This is a genomic window from Psychrobacter sp. MES7-P7E (assembly GCF_002863645.1).
In the GTDB taxonomy this organism is placed as follows: domain Bacteria; phylum Pseudomonadota; class Gammaproteobacteria; order Pseudomonadales; family Moraxellaceae; genus Psychrobacter.
In genome coordinates, this window is the sequence record NZ_PJBU01000094.1 from 1 (window position 1) to 20,141 (window position 20,141).

The 20,141-nt window shown below is 43.6% G+C and carries 10 protein-coding genes; 3 read left to right on the plus strand and 7 right to left on the minus strand.

What is annotated here, in order from left to right:
• Positions 1–127 precede the first annotated feature (127 nt).
• Positions 128–1,444, minus strand: coding sequence for a phosphoribosylamine--glycine ligase (purD, locus tag CXF62_RS07060; protein ID WP_102093602.1), 1,317 nt, complete (start codon positions 1,442–1,444; stop codon positions 128–130).
• Positions 1,445–1,902: 458 nt separating this feature from the next.
• Here purD and CXF62_RS07065 point away from each other — a divergent pair, with 458 nt between their 5' ends.
• Positions 1,903–6,750, plus strand: coding sequence for an NAD-glutamate dehydrogenase (locus CXF62_RS07065; protein WP_102093555.1), 4,848 nt, complete (start codon positions 1,903–1,905; stop codon positions 6,748–6,750).
• 124 nt (positions 6,751–6,874) lie between these two features.
• Here the strand turns inward: CXF62_RS07065 and CXF62_RS07070 are convergent, their stop codons facing one another.
• The 3 genes from CXF62_RS07070 to cysG form a co-directional block, all read right to left on the minus strand.
• Positions 6,875–10,750 (minus strand): SbcC/MukB-like Walker B domain-containing protein, encoded by a 3,876-nt coding sequence (locus CXF62_RS07070; protein WP_102093557.1) that lies wholly within the window; start codon positions 10,748–10,750, stop codon positions 6,875–6,877.
• Positions 10,751–10,833: 83 nt separating this feature from the next.
• Positions 10,834–12,444 carry an exonuclease SbcCD subunit D C-terminal domain-containing protein gene (locus CXF62_RS07075; protein WP_102093558.1) on the minus strand — a complete coding sequence of 537 codons (1,611 nt, stop codon included), beginning with the start codon at positions 12,442–12,444 and terminating at the stop codon, positions 10,834–10,836.
• Between the two features lie 153 nt (positions 12,445–12,597).
• The gene (cysG, locus tag CXF62_RS07080) at positions 12,598–14,238 is read right to left on the minus strand and encodes a siroheme synthase CysG (RefSeq protein WP_102093560.1); all 1,641 of its coding nucleotides are present in this window, start codon (positions 14,236–14,238) and stop codon (positions 12,598–12,600) included.
• A gap of 246 nt (positions 14,239–14,484) precedes the next feature.
• Here cysG and CXF62_RS07085 point away from each other — a divergent pair, with 246 nt between their 5' ends.
• Positions 14,485–15,453, plus strand: a complete 969-nt coding sequence (locus CXF62_RS07085) for a WG repeat-containing protein (protein ID WP_102093561.1) — start codon at positions 14,485–14,487, stop codon at positions 15,451–15,453.
• Between the two features lie 73 nt (positions 15,454–15,526).
• On the opposite strand, the gene CXF62_RS07090 is transcribed toward CXF62_RS07085, so the two are convergent.
• Genes CXF62_RS07090 through CXF62_RS07100 form a run of 3 tightly spaced genes read right to left on the minus strand, consistent with a single transcriptional unit; the run spans position 15,527 to position 18,492 of the window.
• Entirely contained in the window at positions 15,527–16,165 is a 639-nt protein-coding gene (locus tag CXF62_RS07090; RefSeq protein WP_058025150.1) for a phosphoadenosine phosphosulfate reductase domain-containing protein, read from the minus strand.
• Positions 16,166–16,223: 58 nt separating this feature from the next.
• Complete coding sequence (locus CXF62_RS07095) at positions 16,224–16,814, minus strand: DUF934 domain-containing protein (RefSeq protein WP_102093563.1); 591 nt, start codon at positions 16,812–16,814, stop codon at positions 16,224–16,226.
• Positions 16,807–18,492: a nitrite/sulfite reductase gene (locus CXF62_RS07100; protein ID WP_102093565.1), complete on the minus strand. Its 1,686-nt coding sequence runs from the start codon at positions 18,490–18,492 to the stop codon at positions 16,807–16,809. Before CXF62_RS07100 ends, CXF62_RS07095 begins: the two co-directional genes overlap by 8 nt.
• 343 nt (positions 18,493–18,835) lie before the next feature.
• Here CXF62_RS07100 and sat point away from each other — a divergent pair, with 343 nt between their 5' ends.
• Positions 18,836–20,098, plus strand: coding sequence for a sulfate adenylyltransferase (gene sat, locus CXF62_RS07105; RefSeq protein WP_102093566.1), 1,263 nt, complete (start codon positions 18,836–18,838; stop codon positions 20,096–20,098).
• Positions 20,099–20,141: the final 43 nt, after the last annotated feature.

Consider the following 20,141-nt stretch of genomic DNA (forward strand, 5'->3'; position numbering starts at 1 on the left):
TCAAATAATGATGTAGAGCTATAAAGTATAGAAATATTATTAATCAAACACATTGAGCGAAACCTTCGCATTCTCTAAAATATTGCCCAAGACGCTACTCAATATGTCTTTTGATATGCATTAGCTGCTAAGCGTTTTCGCGAGTGATGGCGTGGTGACCAATATCACGGCGGTACTGCGCACCATCGAAGCTAATAGCAGCGGTTACTGCTAATGCGGCTTGCTGAGCATCAGAAATGCTATCTGCTAACGCAGTTACACATAAGACGCGCCCGCCGTTTGTGACGATTTCTTTATCATTATCGTTAGAAAATGCCGTGCCAGCATGAAAAACTTTCACAGCTTCGTCGTTGTTAGGATCTAGTTCTGGCAAGCCAGCAATCACATCACCTTTAGATGAAGTTTCAGGGTAGCCTTTTGATGCGACAACGATACCTAAGGCAGGGCGGTTGTCCCATTTGGCTTCGCTAGGCAATTGACCGTCTAATCCTTGGGCGACCAAGTCTACCATTGATGACTGCAAGCGCATCAAGATAGGCTGCGTCTCTGGATCACCAAAGCGGCAATTAAACTCGATGACATAAGGGTCGCCTGCCTTATCAATCATAAGACCTGCGTATAAGAAGCCAGTATAAGGATGGCCTGCGTTTTTCATGGCATCAACTACTGGTTGAATCACTTGCTGCATGACTTTGTTATGAACATCGCTGGTAACAACTGGAGCAGGGGAGTAGGCACCCATACCGCCAGTGTTTGGACCAGTATCACCTTCAAAAGCACGTTTGTGATCTTGGCTGGTTGCCATTGGCAAGATGTTATCACCATCAACCATGCAGATAAAGCTGGCTTCTTCACCCTGTAAGAACTGCTCGATAACCACGCGGCTGCCAGCATCACCGAACTTGTTGTCCGCTAGCATATCGTCGATAGCTTCATATGCTTGTTCGATCGTTTCAGCAACGATAACGCCTTTACCTGCAGCAAGACCATCTGCTTTAATAACGATAGGCGCGCCTTGCTCATCGACATAGGCTTTTGCAGCGACTGCGTCTGTAAAACCTTGATAAGCAGCGGTTGGAATGTTGTTTTGCTCCATGAACTCTTTAGCAAAAGTTTTTGAGCCTTCTAACTGTGCACAGTATGCTGTTGGGCCCCATGCTTTGATACCTGCTTCACGACAAGCATCAACAATACCCGTGACCAAAGGCGCTTCTGGGCCAACAATTACCATGTCGATATCATTATTTTGACAAAACGCGATAACAGCACTATGCTCGCCTGCGTCAGCGTCGGTAGACTCTAGCGTAACGTTTTGGCATTTAGGCTCAAGGGCGGTGCCAGCATTGCCAGGAGCGATGTAGACATTTTTTACATTGTCATCTTTTGCACATTGCCATGCCAATGCGTGTTCGCGACCACCTGAGCCAACCACCAAAATATTCATCATACCTTTTGCCCTTAGCATTAAAGTTAATAGTGAGCGAGTCGTACGCTCTTAAATATGTTGGCATATTCTAACAAAAAAACGCCTTCAATTACCATGAGTATCCGCCTGCCAGCACCGAATCATCCATATCGATGTCTAAAAATGCATTGTCTCATTAGTAAAGGTTATCGACACATCGCTGATTCATGAAATGATGTTGTACACTTTAGCTCGCGCCTTATGTGCGTTACACTTCACTATATTGGTAGTATTAAATTCTGATGGCTACATATTAATAAAAAATAAGAGCAAAAAAGGAGAAAATTTCTAACTGTTATAAAAATAAAATAAGTCGCGTGAATGGAAATACTGCACCGTTGCACCAATGATGAATATGCAGTAACAGTAGTCAATCTAAACCGATAAACTTAAATAAATAAATGTTAAACCAAATCTATAAAAAAAGGACGCAGGAAATGCCAAACTCCCTCAGTATCGCAAAAGAGCGCATTAGCCAGATAAGCGATATTGCTACCAGTTATGTACAAAAAGACAAATCGCTATTTGATCATTTTATTCATAGCTATTATCAGCCGCTGCATCAAGAAACTGCAGAGGCGATTAGTAATGCTGACTTGGCGGGCATGGCGCTACATCACTTTACACTACTCAAAGCTTACGACGGCAGCAAGCCGCAGCTGACAGTACTAAACCCAGCAGCAGAAGAGCAGCACTTTCACAGCTCGCACACTGTCATTCAAATCGCAGCTTATGATAGACCATTCTTAGTTGATACGATTTTGATGAGCCTAGAAGCAGAAGGTATCGATGTTCATCGTACTTATAACATCATCATCAGTGTTGAGCGTGATGAAAATGGTGATATCACCCATATCGAAGGCGCACATGAAAGTGCCACTTCACATATGTCATTGATTCATTGTGAAATTGCTTACCAAGACAACGAAGACTTGGAAGCACTTCAACAGATGCTTATGTCAAAAATTGACACGCTTGATACAGTCGTTGGTGACTGGAAACAGATGCGTGCCCAGTTGAATGACATCAAAACGGAGCTTTCAACTAAGCCGCTACCAGAAGTATTCTACTCACAACAAGAAATCCAAGCATTTTTAGATTGGATCTTAGACGATCACTTCATATTCTTAGGGTATCGTGAATACCGCTTGGAAGGTGGTCAGTCTATCGAAGTGACTTCTGAGCCGACCGATTTAGATTTATTCGCAATCGGTAACAGTGGTCTTGGTCTATTACGTGGTTCTGAAAAAGACAAGCTATCAGAAAGCTTTAGCCAATTACCTAGAGGCCTAAAGCAATTATTGACTGAGCCGCGCGTGTTGATGCTGTCTAAATCAAGCCGTGTATCACCTGTACACCGTTCAGTATATATGGACTTTTTGGGCATTCATAAGTTCGATGACAATGGCAACCTAATTGGTGAATACCGCTTTATCGGTTTGCTTACGTCACAAGCCTATCAGCTGACTGTACAGCAAATACCGCTATTGCGAGAAAAAGCCAATAAGATTATGGCGATGGCAGACTTGCCACGTGACGGTCATGCCCATCACAAGATGATGCATGTGATTAATACTTTGCCACGTGATGATTTGTTCCAAGCCAGCGTCGAAGAGCTATACCCAATTGTTTCGGGCATTACTCAACTACAAGACAAGAAAAGCTTACGTCTATTTAGCCGTATTGACCATTATCAGCGTTTTGTTTCGTGCTTGGTCTATATCCCGCGTGATAAGTTCAACACCGAGCTACGTATCAAAGTACAAAACGTCTTAAAAGACGCCTATAACGGTATGTCTTCAGGGTTTACTACTGAATTCAATGAATCGGCTCATGCCCGCGTACACGTTCACGTACGTACCGTGCCTGGTCAAGTAAATGACGTCAATATCGCCACACTTGAAGCCAAATTGTCTGCACTCATGCAATCATGGGATGACAATTATCAAAAAATGCTACTCGATAATGTGGGCGAACAACAAGCCAACGCTTTGACTCGTCGCTTTTTAGACTATATTCCTGCTGCGTACCAAGAGCGTTTTGATGCGCGTACCGCAGTCGAAGATACGAAGCGTCTGGCGGGACTGACCGCAGAGAATCCGATGCTTTGGCATTTGTACCGCTCAACTGGCGATGCAAACAATCAATTGCATCTAAAGCTGTATGGCCGTGAACAACCTGTTATTTTGTCCAAAGTATTGCCGATACTTGAAAATTTTGGTGTATCGGTTATCTCAGCACAAACTTATGAGTTTGATTTGCCAGAGCAGCCTATTTGGATGCAAGAGTACGAGCTGACGCTAGAGCATGTCGATACGGTCAATATGCAAGTCGTACGTGGTCAGTTTGAAGACAGCCTCAAGCAGATCTGGGCTGGACGTGTTGAAAGCGATTCATTCAATGAGTTGGTACTAACGACCAAGCTCGACACTTATGATGTGGTCGTATTACGTGCGCTGTCTCGCTATATGCTACAAGCTCGTGCGCCATTCTCCAGTGCTTATATTCAGCAAACTGTCGTTAAAAACAGTGATATCAGTGTGGCCTTGGGCAGTCTATTTGATGCGCGCATGAATCCTGAATATAGTGATGAGACGCGCCAAGAAAAAACGACCAAATTCCAAGAGCAGATCACAGCCGCACTCGCAGATGTGGATAGCCTAGATGAAGATCGTATCCTACGCTGGTACTTGGATCTGATTAATGCCATGGTTCGTACCAACTTCTATCAAACGGATGATGAAGGTGAGCGCAAAGATCGTTTGTCGTTTAAGTTCTTGGCAGCAGACATTCCAAATCTGCCCAAGCCAAAGCCCATGTTTGAAATATTTGTGTATTCACCGCGCGTCGAAGCTGTACATTTACGTGGCGGCAAAGTCGCTCGTGGTGGTCTGCGCTGGTCAGATCGTATGGAAGATTTCCGTACTGAAGTGCTTGGCCTTGTCAAAGCGCAGATGGTCAAAAACGCAGTGATCGTCCCTGTAGGTTCTAAAGGCGGATTTATTGTAAAAACTAAGAGCATGGCTGATGGTCGTGAGGCGTTCCAAGCAGAAGGTATCGCTTGCTATCAAACATTCTTACGCGGCATGCTTGATGTCACAGACAATATTGTAGATGGTAACATTGTCCCGCCAGCCAACACGGTACGCCATGATGAGGACGACCCGTACTTGGTTGTCGCAGCAGACAAAGGTACAGCTACTTTCTCTGATATCGCCAACGCGCTAGCAGCAGAATACAACTTCTGGCTGGATGATGCCTTTGCATCAGGTGGCTCAGTAGGTTATGACCATAAAGCAATGGGTATCACAGCGCGCGGTGGTTGGGAGTCGGTCAAACGTCACTTCCGTATGCGCGGTATGGACATCCAAAACCGTGATGACTTTACGGTTGTCGGTATTGGTGACATGAGTGGTGATGTATTCGGTAATGGCATGTTGCTATCAACGCATACTAAACTAGTTGCTGCCTTCAACCATTTACATATCTTTATTGATCCTAATCCAGATACGGCCGCCTCATACGCTGAGCGTGCACGCTTGTTTGAATTGCCACGCTCATCATGGGCAGATTATGAAGCATCATTAATCAGTCAAGGTGGTGGTATATTCTCACGCCAAGACAAAACTATCGCTATCAGTCCTGAGATGAAGTCGCTCTTCGATATCAGTGAAGACAGCCTTGCACCAAACGATTTGATCAGTGCGTTACTACGAGCACCTGTCGATCTGATCTGGAATGGTGGTATCGGTACTTATGTCAAAAGTGCAAACGAAACGCATGCTGACGTGGGCGACCGTGCGAATGATTCGCTACGTATCGATGGTAATGAGCTACGTGCAGCCGTCGTTGGTGAAGGTGGTAACTTAGGTCTAACTCAGCAAGGTCGTATCGAGTACGCTCAAACGGGCGGACGTATCTATACAGATGCAATCGACAACTCAGGCGGTGTTAACTGTTCGGATCATGAAGTCAATATCAAAATCCTACTTGGCAAAGTGGTCGAGCAAGGCGATATGACGCTGAAGCAACGTAATGAGCTGCTTGAGAGTATGACTGACACCGTAGCAGAATTGGTACTACGTCAAAACTACTTGCAACCACAAGCGATCGAGCTGAGCCATATCCGCGCAGCAGCTAATCTGAGTGATCATCAGCGCTTTATTCAGATGCTAGAGAGTGAAGGGCGTCTGGATCGTGCGATTGAGTATCTACCATCAGATGAAGAGATTGCGAAGCGTCAAAAAGTGGATACTGGTCTGACCAATCCTGAGCTGGCAGTGGTCTTGGCCTATGGCAAAATGTGGGTCTATGACAATCTATTATTGTCTGACTTACCAGATGATCCGTACTTTATCAATGAGCTACGTAAGTACTTCCCAGATGAGCTTGCGTCACGCTTCTTTGATGAGATGACTGAGCACCGTTTGCATCGCGAGATCATCAGTACTTACTTGACCAACAGTGTGGTCAATCGCTTAGGTATTGAAGCGCTATTCCGTCTCTTTGAGGAAACCGATCAATCACTAGCCACTATCGTACGTGGTTATGCGATTAGCCGTGATGTATTCAACGTATCGCGCGCTTGGAAAGCACTGGAAGCTCTAGACAATCAAGTTGAGGCGACGTTACTGCTGAACCTTGAGCTACGTCTACGTGACTCACTTGAGCGCGGTGTGGTTTGGTTTATCAATGCCTTCGGTCAAAATCTGCAAGTCGCTGATATGATTAGCCGCTTTAGTGAAAGTGTGGAAAAACTGACGAAGCCAAGTGGCTTTATCGAGCAGCAGTTTGCACAATATTTGCAAGAAGATACCAAGCGCTTGATGCAAAAAGAGCTGTCTGATAATGACGCTACGCTATTTGCGATGCTACCGTACCATGTCGATGCGCTTGATGCTGCGTTGCTTGCTGAGCAATACGAGCGTCCTGTTGATGAGATTGCAACATTATACTTTGAAGCTTATCAAGTATTGCAGTTAGACTGGATGATGGAAAATATTGCCAGCCTACCACAGCAAGATTATTGGGATCGCCGTGCACGTCATGCGTTAGTGAACGAGCTGTCACGCAGCTTGCGCTTATTGATGGATGCGGTACTCTCAAAACCAGATGCTAAGCAAGCATTTAGTGAATGGAGAGCAAGACACGTCGATCAGCTTGCAGCAGTCACCACAGAGATGAATAAGTTGGATGAGCTACATAGCAACGATGAAGAAGGTCAAATCGGTCTTTCAACGTTGTCAGTATTGATGAGTGAGCTTAGTGGTTTAGTTACTAAGTAATGAAGTAATATCACTCCCAAACTGTCGCACAAAAAAACCACCGTTCTTAATGTTCGGTGGTTTTTTATTGTCTAAAAGAAATGGTTTAATTAAAAGTATTAAGTAGTAAAGTGATTAACCTAACTTATGATGCTTTTTCACTGACAATCTTATGACATCCTTGACCACTGATTCGACTAAATCCGCCCGAGAGCTTTTCGACCTTGATTTGGGTTAAAATGCGATCTTTTAGGGCCTGAACATGGGATATCACCCCGATTAATTTACCTTCTTGCTGTAAATTGGTCAGCGTATCAAGCGCAATATCTAAGGATTCCTCATCCAATGTACCAAATCCTTCATCCAAAAATAGCGAATCTACCCGAATATTTTGACTGGCCATCTGTGAGAGTCCTAATGCTAACGCTAGGCTAATAATAAAACCTTCGCCGCCTGAGAGGTTTTTAGTACTGCGAATTTCACCACCTTGATAGTTATCAATCACATTTAGCTCAAGTGGACTATTATCATCACGAGCCAGCAAATAGCGATCGCTCATTTTTTGCAGCTGCGTATTGGCGTGAGTGACCATGAGATCAAAGGTAAGTCCTTGAGCAAAAGTACGGAACTTTTTACCATCAGATGAGCCAATCAATTTGTGCAGTTGTTGCCAAACTTGCAGTTTATCTTTTTGGGCGGTGATGGCATTAATCTGCGCCTGTTGGGTGTTTTTCTTATCTTCATTGTCCTTTAGACGCTGACTGATTGCACCGATTGATTCAATCCGTTTGTTAAATTCATCTTGCGCTTGTGATTGCTGTTGGGTAAGCGTTTCTCTATCGTCTACTGTCAGCGGATTGGCCTGTTTATCTGCAAGTGTTTTTTGTGTTTCTTCTAATAAAGAGTGCGCTTGCTTTAGCGCGTAATCGATATGCTGTTGCTGCTGTCTAAGTGCGTTACGCTCATCAATTGGCAGGCGTGCATTAGTAAAATCTATTTCATTAGCGAAATCAGAGGCGGCAAGCGCTGAATTAAAGGTATCTTCTTGGCTACTGAGTGTATTAGTCACCGTGGTTAATTGTTCAATCAAATGTCGCTGTGTATTAAACAACTGACTAAGTATCTGCCCAGCATTGTCTAGCTGTCTTTGCGTAGAGGTCTGCGTGGTTTTAGCTTGATCTAACGCATCACGTAAACGATTTTCTTCTGCTTCAGGATCTTTATCAGCTAAGACGTCATCTCTGTTTGTTTTTAATTGCGTAAGCGTATCCGCTTTTTCAGCCGCGAGTTGAGAAACTTCAACAAGCTCATTTTTTTCTTTGTCGAGCTGAGACTGCTTAGTCTCGATTTGTGTTTCTAATCGACCGAGTGATGTTTTTAGGTTTTGTTGATCCTCTCTATAGTCGTTAAACTGTTTCTTGATTTGTAAAAAGGCACTGTGACATTGGCGCAGGGTGTTGATATGCGACTGATATTCCGTTTCACTTAGTATGGCTTGGCCTTCAACACTGGTTATCAACGGTTGTAATGATTGCAGTGAAGAACGTATCGCCATTTTTGCATCTGACTGATGTTTGTCAGCGGAATATTTATTTAACGGAGCTAATATATCGGTTTTGAGCACAGTCAATTCAGAAAAATTATCAGCAGATTTCTTGTCTAAGTTTTCTATAGCCCATGTTGTTTTTTCACTATTGCTCTCAATCTCGTTAATAGTGCTGGTTAGCTCACGCTGCTCCTTGTCTAACGCTTCGATGTCATTACGCATCGTAGAGAGCGACTCGCTAAGCGTTTCATATTGAGTTAACGTATTTTTAAGAGATTCTCTACGCTTACCTAGCTCGATTTTGCTACTGTCTAATAATGACAGCGCATCTACATGCGTCTCAATCTGCATCAATGGTTTTAATGTTTCAGCAATAAATTGAGAATAGCCTTTATTTAGTACTGAACTGACCAACTGGTCGATATCTATCTTTAACTTTTGTATTTGGTGATTTAGCAGGGTTTGTTGCTCTTCCGCTTGCGCAAACTGCTGTCGTACAGTTGCTTGATTAATACGATGTTTAGATAGAGTATCTTCTAAATTGGATATAGTCGTATCCAGCTCTGCTATTTGCCGCTGAGTTTGCGTTGCTTCCGTTTCTTGTATCAAATGTGGGTGGTCTGCACTATAAGGATGCTCTAGCGATCCACAAAGCGGGCAGGGATGACCATCTTTTAGGTCAGCGATATAGTCTTCTAACTTGGCGACTTTTTGTAGTAAATGCAGCTGGGCTTGTTTGTCTTGACGCTTTTCTTTGGCAGCGCTGATAGCCGATTCATTATCAGCGATTAAGCCTGCCAGCTTTGTGAGGTCGTTACTCATTACTGGCAAGGTCGCAACTATTTTCTCTACTTGTACGCTAAGCTCATCTTGCTGTTTTGCCTTAACGCTCACTTGGTCAAGTTGACGGTTGATATCATCAATCTGCTCTTGCTCATCTCGCATATCAGCCAATGACTGCACTTGGGTTAATGCTGCTTGCTCTTGTTGTAAAGCGGCCAATTTATCCTGTATAGACAACATGGTGGTGTCTTTTGTCTTTTTCTGTTGATTTAAGACGTCAAGTTTGGCGCGATACTGGTGGATCTGTTGCTGCTGGCTTGTTTTATCATCTGATAGGGCGGTATTCTCTTGCAATAGGGCTTTTAGTCGGCCGCAATGACTCTTAAAATTCGCTATATCACTATCGATAGTGTTTAATTCATGGGCGTCATTAAGATAGCCTTCGACACGTGTGAGCTGGATTTTATTCTGCGCAGCCTGCTGTTTATGGTTGTCTATCTCTTTACTTAAATGTTGAGTGCTGCTCATTAGAGTTTGCTGTCTTTGCTCAATGTCTTTTAGGACATTCTTATTCTGCGTAATGTCTATATCTAGTCTACGCGCCTGCGCAATATTGGGTAGAGCCGTTTGCAAAGTTTCATGGGTAGCTTGCGCATGAGTTTTTGCTGTTTCTAGATGTATGGTTGCTTGCTCTAGGTCGTCTTGTTTTTGCGGTAGGATGCTGCTGATCTGCTGCTGTTCTTCTTGCAAGCGTTTTAAATTATCGCGACTATGCACAAGTTGGCTGAACTGACTGTCAATCTCCAACGCTTTATTAGCAGCGATTAAGCGTTTGGCACTAGGGATGAAGTCTTGCTGAGCCTGCTGAGCCTGCGCTAGATCATTTTGATAAGTATTCAGTTTTTCTTTTGATTCTGTGACGCTATCTAGCCACTTTATCTTTTCGGCCAAATCTTGAATGGTCTGCTGCTGTTCACTTTGAGCACTTTGATATGACTGCAAGTCCGATTTTAACTGACTTTCTTCATCGGTATTTAAAAGCATTAAACCGTCTAAACCGTATTGCAGCTTATTAAGAATTTCTTCCTCGGTACGTTTCTTATCATGAACCTGTGTTGAGATGGTAGCGTAAATATCAGTGCCAGTGATTTTCTCTAAAATATCTGCGCGTTCATCAGCCTTTGCCTTTAGAAATGCTGAAAAACTGCCCTGAGCTAGCAATATAGAGCGAGTGAACTGTTGAAAATCCATCCGAGTCAGTTCAATGATCTTGTTTTTGGTATGCTTTAAGGTACTCTCTAACAGCTCATCCTCTTTTGACGAGTCATCAACGTTTATCTTAGCGATTTCATGAGTCGCATCTTGCAGATTGCCATCTGCTTTATTGTAAGCACGGCGTTGCCCCCAGCGGCAGCGATACTGCTCACCATTTAAGTCAATCACTACTTCAGCGAAACACTCTGCCGTCTGCCGCGTCATCACCTCATTACTGCTCTTACTGATACTATTAATCCTTGGCGTCTCACCATATAGCGCTAAGCAAATAGCATCCAATATGGTGGTCTTGCCAGCACCTGTTTGCCCAGTGATAGCAAAGATACCTTCATTGGTAAAGGCAGTATCAGCAAAATCAATATGCCATTCGCCTTTTAGGGAGTTGAGGTTTTTTAGTCTGAGTTCGATTAGGCGCATGGATAAGTCTTAATATTAGTAATAGCCGCAACTGCGAAAAATTGAGAGAGATAAGGAAGTGTGGTCATGATATGTCACTTATATCATTCTGCCTGTTTGTCTTCATGACGTAAGTTATAAAGTATCTGACCATAGGCATCGCGCAATGAGTCTTTTTGAGAATCAGCCACATCATTTATCGTCAAGCAGCGCTCAAACACTTCCATCTCATTTAAGTCCTGCAAGTTCTCAGATGTTTGCTGCTGATTGAGGACTTTATTATAAGTACGAGTGTTTTTTATCTTAAGCACTTCACATGGCAACCCTTCTACCATTGCTTGCACTTGCTCACGCAAATCACTGACGATTTCGTCACCTGTATAGACAATCTCTAGCCAAATAGAGTCCGATTGTGTAAGCGCTTGAATGGTTTGTTCAATTGTGGTTAGGTCACCAGATATTTGCGCCAATTGTTGGAACTTTGGAATGGGTAGGGATACTACTTGCATCTGATTAGCGTCATCGCGATGTAGAATTTTATTGCTATTCACGGCGTCAGTAGAAGTTTCTCGAATGCTTTTATATTGCTCAGGCTGAACAGGAGTATTTTCTATGGCATTAGATTGTGCCACTGCTTCATCTTCTGCAGGCTCATCAAAGCCAAACAAGTCATCCATGAAAGGCAGTTCCTGACTAGACACTTTTTTAGCGGATTTTTCTGTCAGTTTTTCTACTGTTTTTTGAACTTTGACGACTTCAATATCAGCAGCTGTATTGATGGCATAAGGAGTAATACTATCAGGTGCGACGTTCAGCTCTGAGTTGCCATTATTAAAATGTTCTGCAGCACCAAACTGTATCAGCAATACTTGCTTTTGCTGTTTAGCTTCCCCAAAACCCATCGCGATAGGTGAGCCTGAATAGCGAATACTCTCACGACCGCCAACACGCTGCGGCACGTGCAAATGCCCAAGTGCCACATAATCAAAGCCATCATTGAACATATCGGCAGAGATTTTACCTAGTGAGCCGACATAGAGCTCGCGTACACCATCATCTTCGGTTGTTTTACCACCAGACGCGAATAGATGTCCTGTGGCAACGATAGGAATATATCGCTGATGCGTTTTGCTTAAGTCGGCTTGCTTAGCCTTCGCAATGTCTGCAACATTGTCATAATGCTCGCAAATACCAGCGATAACATTGGCGTCTTTGCTATCTGCGGACTCGCCAGCGCTACTGCTACGCACATCCCGATCGCGCAGATAAGGCACAGCGGCGATAATGCAATGAGGATTGTTGTCGTCATCACCCAAGACTAATACTTCATCATTCAAATCATCACAAGCCGTGCCAATCACATGAACGTTTAAGAACTTAAGCATCTGACTGGGTGCATCTAAAAATGTTGGTGAGTCGTGATTCCCTGCGACAATAACCACATGCTGACAACACGATCGTGAGACCTTACCCAAAAATTCATAATATAGCGATTGGGCTTTATTGCTTGGGGTCATGGTGTCGAAGATATCACCCGCAACAATCAATATATCTACTTTTTGTGCGCTGATGGTGTCTTGTAACCAATGCAGGAATGACTCAAATTCTTCGTAACGAAGACGCCCATATAGGCGTCGCCCCAAGTGCCAGTCTGAGGTATGCAGTATGGTCAAAGGTCTAACAGAGATATATTTAGAAGCAATAGATAGGGGCATAGTTTGGCTTATCATTAAACGTCAGAACATTAATTAGGTAGCTTTCATTCTAGCAAGAATCGTTGAGATTTGCGCTGTTGCCAAAAGAAAACCCTACCAATAGATAATTGACAGGGTCGCTTTGCGGTACAGGTAATAATAAGACACAGAAGATTAATCAATGATGAGCTGCTCTAGATCGTCCCCTGAATTTGTCGCAAGATTTGCAATCATCGATAGCGCATGAGCTTGTTGATCTATGGGCTGTTTGATTGCTTCACCTCTTGAGCCTTCACGTAACCAGTTTTTAGCTATGTCATCGCTGCTTTGGTTGTGCTGCTGATTCTGTAAATTGTACCAAGCCAAATCATGATGCAAGCTGACCACGTCGCCCATAATAAGCAGGGCAGGCGTCGGTAACTCGGCGTCCTCTTGTTTGGCAACAATCGTTGCAAGCGTACCTGTCAGTACTTGCTGATTGGGCATACTGGCATTAGAGACAATGGCAATTGGCGTATCAGCGCTACGACCAGCGTCAACCAAGCCTTCAGTCAAGCGCGCCAGCGAATGCAGACCCATATAAAATACCACCGTCTCATCGGTGTTCAAGAAGTTTTTAAAGTTGCTATTGGGCGTGCCTGCCTTCAAGAATCCTGTCACAAAACGTACGGACTGTGAGTGGTCACGGTGAGTTAAGGGTATGCCAGCATAGCTAGCAGCGGCATTGGCAGCGGTGATCCCTGGTACGACCTGATACGGCACACCATGAGCGCGCAGGCTTTCAATTTCTTCACCGCCACGACCAAAGATAAATGGATCGCCACCTTTTAATCGAACCACACGCCGACCTTCTTTGGCGCTATTGACCAATAACTCATTGATGCCAAGCTGTGCGACAGTATGGTTACTGCGTTTTTTACCGACGAATATTTTATCAGCATCACGGCGACATAAGTCCAACACCTGCGGTGAGACTAACGCATCATAAAATACCACATCTGCTTGTTGCATCAAACGAAGTGCTTTAAAGGTCAACAGCTCTGGATCACCCGGGCCTGCGCCTACGATATAAACTTCGCCAACGGCTGGTAACTCTTTTTCTGATTCATCAGATAGAGTAGAAGCAATCGTGTCTGTCTCTTTTACCGCATCTGTATCGTCGCTTTTCTTACTGATAGCAGCGGCAGTACTATCCAAATCAGCTTGCAGTTGTGCAGTCGCTTCAGTTTCATTACCGGCGAACATTAGCTGACTGACTTGGCCTTCAAATGCGCGCTCCCAAAACTGACGACGGCCAGTAAGCGTTGGTATCTTGGCTTTTACCTCACTGCGGAATTCACCTGCCAGCTTGGCTAATTTTCCATAGCCTTGCGGGATTAATGTCTCAAGGCGTGCCCGTAATAGACGTGCCAATACTGGCGCTTTACCATTTGATGAGATACCAATCACAATGGGATTGCGATCGATAATGGCTGGAAAGATAAAGTCACATAAATGCGGGGTATCGACCACATTGACTGGAATGTTTAGCTCAGTCGCATCTGCATGAATTTGGTGGTTCAGCGTCTCATCGTCAGTCGCGGCAATGATTACCCGTGCGCCTGACATATAGGTTTTATTATAGTTCTCATAGATAAATTCATGTTTGCTGTCAGTGAGTAAGGCTTGTAGCTCGTGGCTGATATCGGGTGCAAGTATAGTGATACAGGCGCCTGCACGGCTGAGCAAGTCCGCTTTACGCAGTGCCACTTCGCCGCCGCCCACGATAAGCACTTTACGGTCTTCTAATTTAAAAAATAGCGGGAAGGTGTTCATAATGTCACCATATATTTAATTGTTTATTATAAAAGGTAGAAAAGATATAAGGAATGTCGCCATTATGAGGTATCACAGGCACACTCTCACCTAGTGAATTGGCATTAGTATATTCGTTTTTGTCATGTTAATGATGGTTTTTTGTGAGAAAGGGAATAGGTTTTATAAGACATGATAGGCGTACTAGAGGTTTAGAAGGGCATAATTTTATATTTTTTAATTCAGAACAATTATGAAGGCATCATAATGAGTCAAAACAATACGTTTAATAGACTAAAAAAATCAAGTACTGTCTTTTTCGGACTGATTTTAGGGTTGCTAGTTAGTTCAGATGTACTAGCAGAATGCGCGTTGGCTGAAGGTTATAAGTTACCAAATGGGGTTGTATTTGATGAACACTGTGAGTTTGATGGTGAACTCGCGCCCGTAATAAAAGGTAGTAAGTATGGATTCATCGATAAGCAAGGTGTGATAAAAATACCAACACAGTATGACTTTCCAATTGCTTTTGTAGAAGGTCTAGCAAGTGTTCATAAGGACAACTTATCCGGATACATTAATATGCAGGGTGAAGTTGTTATACCTCTCAAATACAGCCTTACTTATCCATTTGAAGATGGTTTAGCTGTGGTTGTGGTAGATAATAGAAGAGGAGTCATTGATAAACAGGGACAGATAATTATTCCGATAATGTACGATGATTTAATGGGTTTTAATGAGGGTTTATCTGCAGTTGAGAACGAAGGGAAGTATGGATACATTGATATTAATAATAAGTTAGTTATTCCTTATGAATATGATTCTACTATTTCCTTTACAGAAGGCCTAGCAGCGGTTGAAAAAAATGAAAAGTTCGGATTTATAGATAGGCTAAATAATATCGTGATACCCATTGAATATTATAGTGTGACTTGGTTTTCAGGTGGTTTAGCCGTCGTTAATAATGATGATAAGTTTATGATCATTAATAGGTCGAATCAAGTAGTCAAAGAGCTAGACTATGCAATGGTCTTCCCCTTCATTAACGGATTAGCACTTGTCTATGATAACGGTAAGCATGGATTTATTGACAAAAATGGTGATGTAGCAATTGAATTAGACTATGATGACATTCCATTTATTGATCCTTTTAAAGATGGTACCGCCTATGTCAAAAAAGATGGTGAATGGTTCTACATTAATAGACAAGGTAAACGTGTAGAAAAAAAGTTTTAAGTCCAATGAAAAACTGAAAAAAGCCCTCTCTTAAATTAAAGAAAGGGCTTTTTTCATTCAGAAAACACTAAAATTACAACTGCGTGTGCAGACCGCACTCACGGCTTTCTTCTACTTTAGTTGGATCAAAGTAGTCATGCTCGTTTGGCAAGTTGTGCTCATCTAAGTATACATCCAAATCTGCATCGGTTTTTTCAAACAATGGCGCTACTTTCAATACGCCATCTTTTGATAAGCTAAGTACATCAAGCCCTTGACGGAATTCTGTTTGGTCTTTACGAATCGCGTTAAACCATACGTCAGGCTTTAGCTCAGCAAGGGCGCGGCGGAATGGCTCAAGTTTCACTTGTTCAGTGAACTCGCCATGTTGCGGGTTGTCAATGCCTGGGATACCATTCATGGTTGAATCACGGTGTGCAGCGGTTTGTTTTGGGATATAAGTCACAACGTTGAGATCAAGATCACGAATCAATTTGTTGGCAAATTGATAGGTCGCATCGGTGTTATAGCCTGAATCTACCCACAATACCGTGATGTCAGGGCGCTGCTTGGCAACCAAATGCAAGATCGCTGACTCATAAGGACGGAAGTTGGTGGTGATGATTGGGTTTTTGGCTTGCGTCAATGCCCACTCAACGATTTGCTCAGGTGATTTACCTTGCAAATCTTGGTTTGCTTGGTCGATATCTAGGTTTGGGTGTAATTGGCTCATAATACATTCCTTAATAATTGTTAATATAAAAATAGCGATTTGATAGTGAATAATAAAATCAGTTTTTTGAGAACATCGGTAATGCTGAAGCGTCTCGACCATCATAGCTACTGGCTAGGGCAGTGAAGGCTTGGCTAATATCAGATTTAGCATCATGCTCATTGAGTACAAAGCTGGTCGCACCAGCGCGCAGCAAATAAGCGATTTGATCACGACCAAACGCGCCTGCCATGCGAATATCACCTTCATAACCAAGCTGACGCAGGGTCTGTGCAAAACTAAAACCGCGACCATCCACAAAACTTGGGACATGAATGACGATCAAGTCTTGCGTCAATAAAAATTCTTTTACATCAGTCAGATCATCAGCATCGGTGTTGGATGTGATCCACACACCCAATCGGCTGCTGTGCTGCTTGAGGATATCCAATACTTGCTCTAGCAAACCGTTTGCCAGTTTTCCATCAGCATTTAATAAATCTGCTAATGGGACAAGTACATCAACTTTTTCTTGTTTGTGTAACAGCTCAAGCAAGGTCAGGTTTGATAACGCGATACCGTCAGGCAGCTGCGCTGTCGCTAGCGCTTGCCAAGTATCTTCGCCACTGATGTCTGCGCCATGGCTATCAAGCACATGATGATTAGCCATAGACCTTCTCCTTAAAGGGGGCGATACCAACGCGGTCAATCACGTCACCAAAACCCTCAACATCTTGTTCGTTAGTGCCGCGTATATCGAGATACACATCTAAAATGGTTTGTAGCGTGCTGGCCACATCATCCGCTGGCACCGCTTTTCCTAAGATTTTGCCCAATTTGGCGTCATTACTAGAGTTACCGCCAAGGCTAATCTGATACCAGTGCTCGCCTTTTTTGTCCACACCCAAGATGCCGATATCACCTGTGTGATGATGGGCGCAAGCATTCATGCAGCCTGACATGTTTAGGCGAATATCACCAAGATCATACAAGTAATCTAAATCATCAAACTGCTTTTCGATTTGCTCAGCGATATTGTGCGTAGTCGCATTGGCCAGTGAGCAATAATCCCAACCTGGGCAGACAATCATGTCGGTTAAGGTATTGATATTGGCGCGTGCTAAATGCAAATCTGATAGCTGCTGCCACAATTCATAAAGCTCATTGGTTTGCACATCAGCGAATACCAGATTTTGCTGATACGTACCGCGCAATTCACCAAAGCTATAACGATCAGACAAATCGGCAAGCGCATCCATTTGCGCATCACTCAAGTCACCTGATGGCACATAACGACCGTCCACCAGTCCGGCTTTTAAAGAGATCACTACCGCACGGTAACCGTCCACCTTATGTGCCACGGTGTTTTGCTTATACCAATCAGCGAAATCTTTATTGTCTGCCAATTGTGCTTGTAACTCTGATTGTACTGCGAGCGCATCAAATGACTGATAATCAGGCATGCTAAAGTAGCTAGCAGCGGTGTCAAAATTCTCTTCAGTCAAGGTAAGCGGGCCATCTTTAGTATGTGCTTCCCACTCAGCCTCCACCAATTTGCCAAACTGATCGCCGCCTAAGCTATCAACCAAAATTTTAATACGGGCTTTGTACTTGTTATCACGGCGACCATGCAAGTTATAAACGCGCAAAACCGCATCAAGATAACTGAGTAAATGCTCGCGCGGTAAGAACTTGCGAATCGTTTTGCCGATAATAGGGGTACGCCCGAGGCCACCACCAACGATCACTTCAAAGCCAAGCTCGCCTGCGTCATTGGTAACGACGTGCAGACCCACATCATGGACTTGCGTCGCAGCTCGATCCGCTTCGGTACCGATGACTGCAATTTTAAATTTACGTGGTAAAAAGGCAAACTCAGGGTGGAAGGTTGACCACTGACGGATAATCTCACAATAAGGGCGTGGGTCAGCAATTTCTTCTTTATGGATACCCGCATAAGGATCCGTTGTCGTATTACGGATACAGTTACCTGAGGTTTGGATGGCATGCATCTGTACTGTCGCAAGCTCAGCCAAAATGTCTGGCACTTCTTCTAGTTTTGGCCAGTTCAGCTGAATATTGGTACGGGTGGTCATGTGCCCATAGCCTTTATCATACTTACGGGTAATCTCGGCCAATTTGCGTAGCTGATAGCTGGCAAGCAAGCCGTAAGGAATGGCGATACGGAGCATAGGCGCATAACGCTGGATATACAAGCCGTTTTGCAATCGCAGTGGTAAGTACTGCTCCTCGGCAAGCTCACCTGCCAAAAACCGCTCGGTTTGGTCGCGAAATTGGGCAACTCGTTCCTCTACCAAAGTCTGGTCAGCGTAATTATATTGATACATGACGTAATCTCAGTTTTGTTTTTAATCTTAAAATCAGCGACGAAAATGATTTGCGTGTGTAATAGGTTTTATTGCCGTTCGCAATGTAAATAATTCAGCTATACATCATATAAGCTTGTAGCCAGAAACATAAATTCCTTTCAGACATATCCATATCCAAACACAGCATAAATTTTCATAACGAAAGTTAGGTAGCCTATGCGTATCAAATTTAATGCCCAGTCGCTAGTACGCTACTTATTATCTAGCGACGGCTTTCTTCTCAGTTTTGTACATTTAATCGCTTTTGCATTTTTGCTCATCTCTTCCAACCATTCTTTTTATAAGAGGTTTTAATAACTATATGTCTCAAACTCAAAGCCAAACCCAATCACAATTCAAATCAAAGCTGGTTCCACCACATGGTAGTGCAGAGCTTAAGCCACTATTATTAAACGGTGCAGCACGTGATCAAGCATTAGAGCTTGCCAGCACATTGCCGACCATCACTCTAAGCTCACGTGAGCGTGGTGATTTAATCATGTTCGGTATTGGTGGTTTTACTCCGTTAAATGGTTTTATGAATCAAGCGGACTGGCAGGGCGTGGTAGACAACATGCGTCTGCAAAGCGGTGAAAACGCTGGCTTGTTTTGGCCAATTCCTATCACTTTGTCTGCGCCAAAAGAAACTGCGGATAATTTGAGTCAAGGCGACAAAGTAGCCTTGGTCGCTCAAGATGGCGAAGTCATGGGTATCTTGACGGTAGAAGAGACTTATACCATCGATAAAGAACATGAGTGTCAGCAAGTATTCACGACCACGGATTCAGAGCATCCGGGCGTACAGCAAGTATTGAGCCAAGAAGCCATCAATATTGCCGGTAGCGTTGAAGTATTAAGCGAAGGTGAGTTCCCAGCACTATATCCAGAAATCTACAAAACGCCAGCAGAAACACGCGCAATTTTGGATGCTAAAGGCTGGAAAACAGTGGCGGCATTCCAGACGCGCAACCCAATGCACCGCTCACATGAGTATCTGGCCAAGATTGCGATTGAAATCTGTGATGGTGTACTGATTCATTCATTATTAGGCGCATTGAAACCTGGCGACATCCCAGCAGAAGTTCGTCAAGAAGCCATCAAAACCTTGATCGACAACTACTTTAGACAAGATACCGTTATACAAGCAGGCTATCCGTTGGATATGCGCTATGCTGGCCCACGTGAGGCATTATTACATGCGCTATTCCGTCAAAACTATGGCTGTAGCCATCTGATTGTCGGTCGTGACCATGCGGGTGTCGGCGATTACTACGGTGCGTTTGATGCGCAAACTATTTTTGAACACGTTGGTAAAGATGATCTTATCACCCAACCGCTCAAAATTGGCTGGACGTTCTGGTGTAATGCTTGTAATGCGATGGCTTCTGATAAGACTTGCCCACATGACGCGTCTGAGCACGTTAAAGTGTCAGGTACTAAGCTGCGTAAAGCACTATCAGAAGACGAAGATGTACCAGAAAACTTTAGCCGTCCAGAAGTACTACAAATTTTGCGTGACTACTATGCTGGTATCGCAAAAGAAGAGCGTGCTGAGGTTAAATTAACGGGTGCATCTGCGGTATAAGGGCAGATCATCAGTATAAAAAACTTGTACTAAGCCAGTCGTA

Coding starts and splice junctions, on each gene's coding strand:
- CXF62_RS07100 (WP_102093565.1), bottom strand. CDS start 18,492: ATGTATCAATATAATTACGCTGACCAGACTTTGGTAGAGGAACGAGTT.
- CXF62_RS07090 (WP_058025150.1), bottom strand. CDS start 16,165: ATGAGCCAATTACACCCAAACCTAGATATCGACCAAGCAAACCAAGAT.
- cysG (WP_102093560.1), bottom strand. CDS start 14,238: ATGAACACCTTCCCGCTATTTTTTAAATTAGAAGACCGTAAAGTGCTT.
- CXF62_RS07065 (WP_102093555.1), top strand. CDS start 1,903: ATGCCAAACTCCCTCAGTATCGCAAAAGAGCGCATTAGCCAGATAAGC.
- sat (WP_102093566.1), top strand. CDS start 18,836: ATGTCTCAAACTCAAAGCCAAACCCAATCACAATTCAAATCAAAGCTG.
- CXF62_RS07070 (WP_102093557.1), bottom strand. CDS start 10,750: ATGCGCCTAATCGAACTCAGACTAAAAAACCTCAACTCCCTAAAAGGC.
- purD (WP_102093602.1), bottom strand. CDS start 1,444: ATGAATATTTTGGTGGTTGGCTCAGGTGGTCGCGAACACGCATTGGCA.
- CXF62_RS07075 (WP_102093558.1), bottom strand. CDS start 12,444: ATGCCCCTATCTATTGCTTCTAAATATATCTCTGTTAGACCTTTGACC.
- CXF62_RS07085 (WP_102093561.1), top strand. CDS start 14,485: ATGAGTCAAAACAATACGTTTAATAGACTAAAAAAATCAAGTACTGTC.
- CXF62_RS07095 (WP_102093563.1), bottom strand. CDS start 16,814: ATGGCTAATCATCATGTGCTTGATAGCCATGGCGCAGACATCAGTGGC.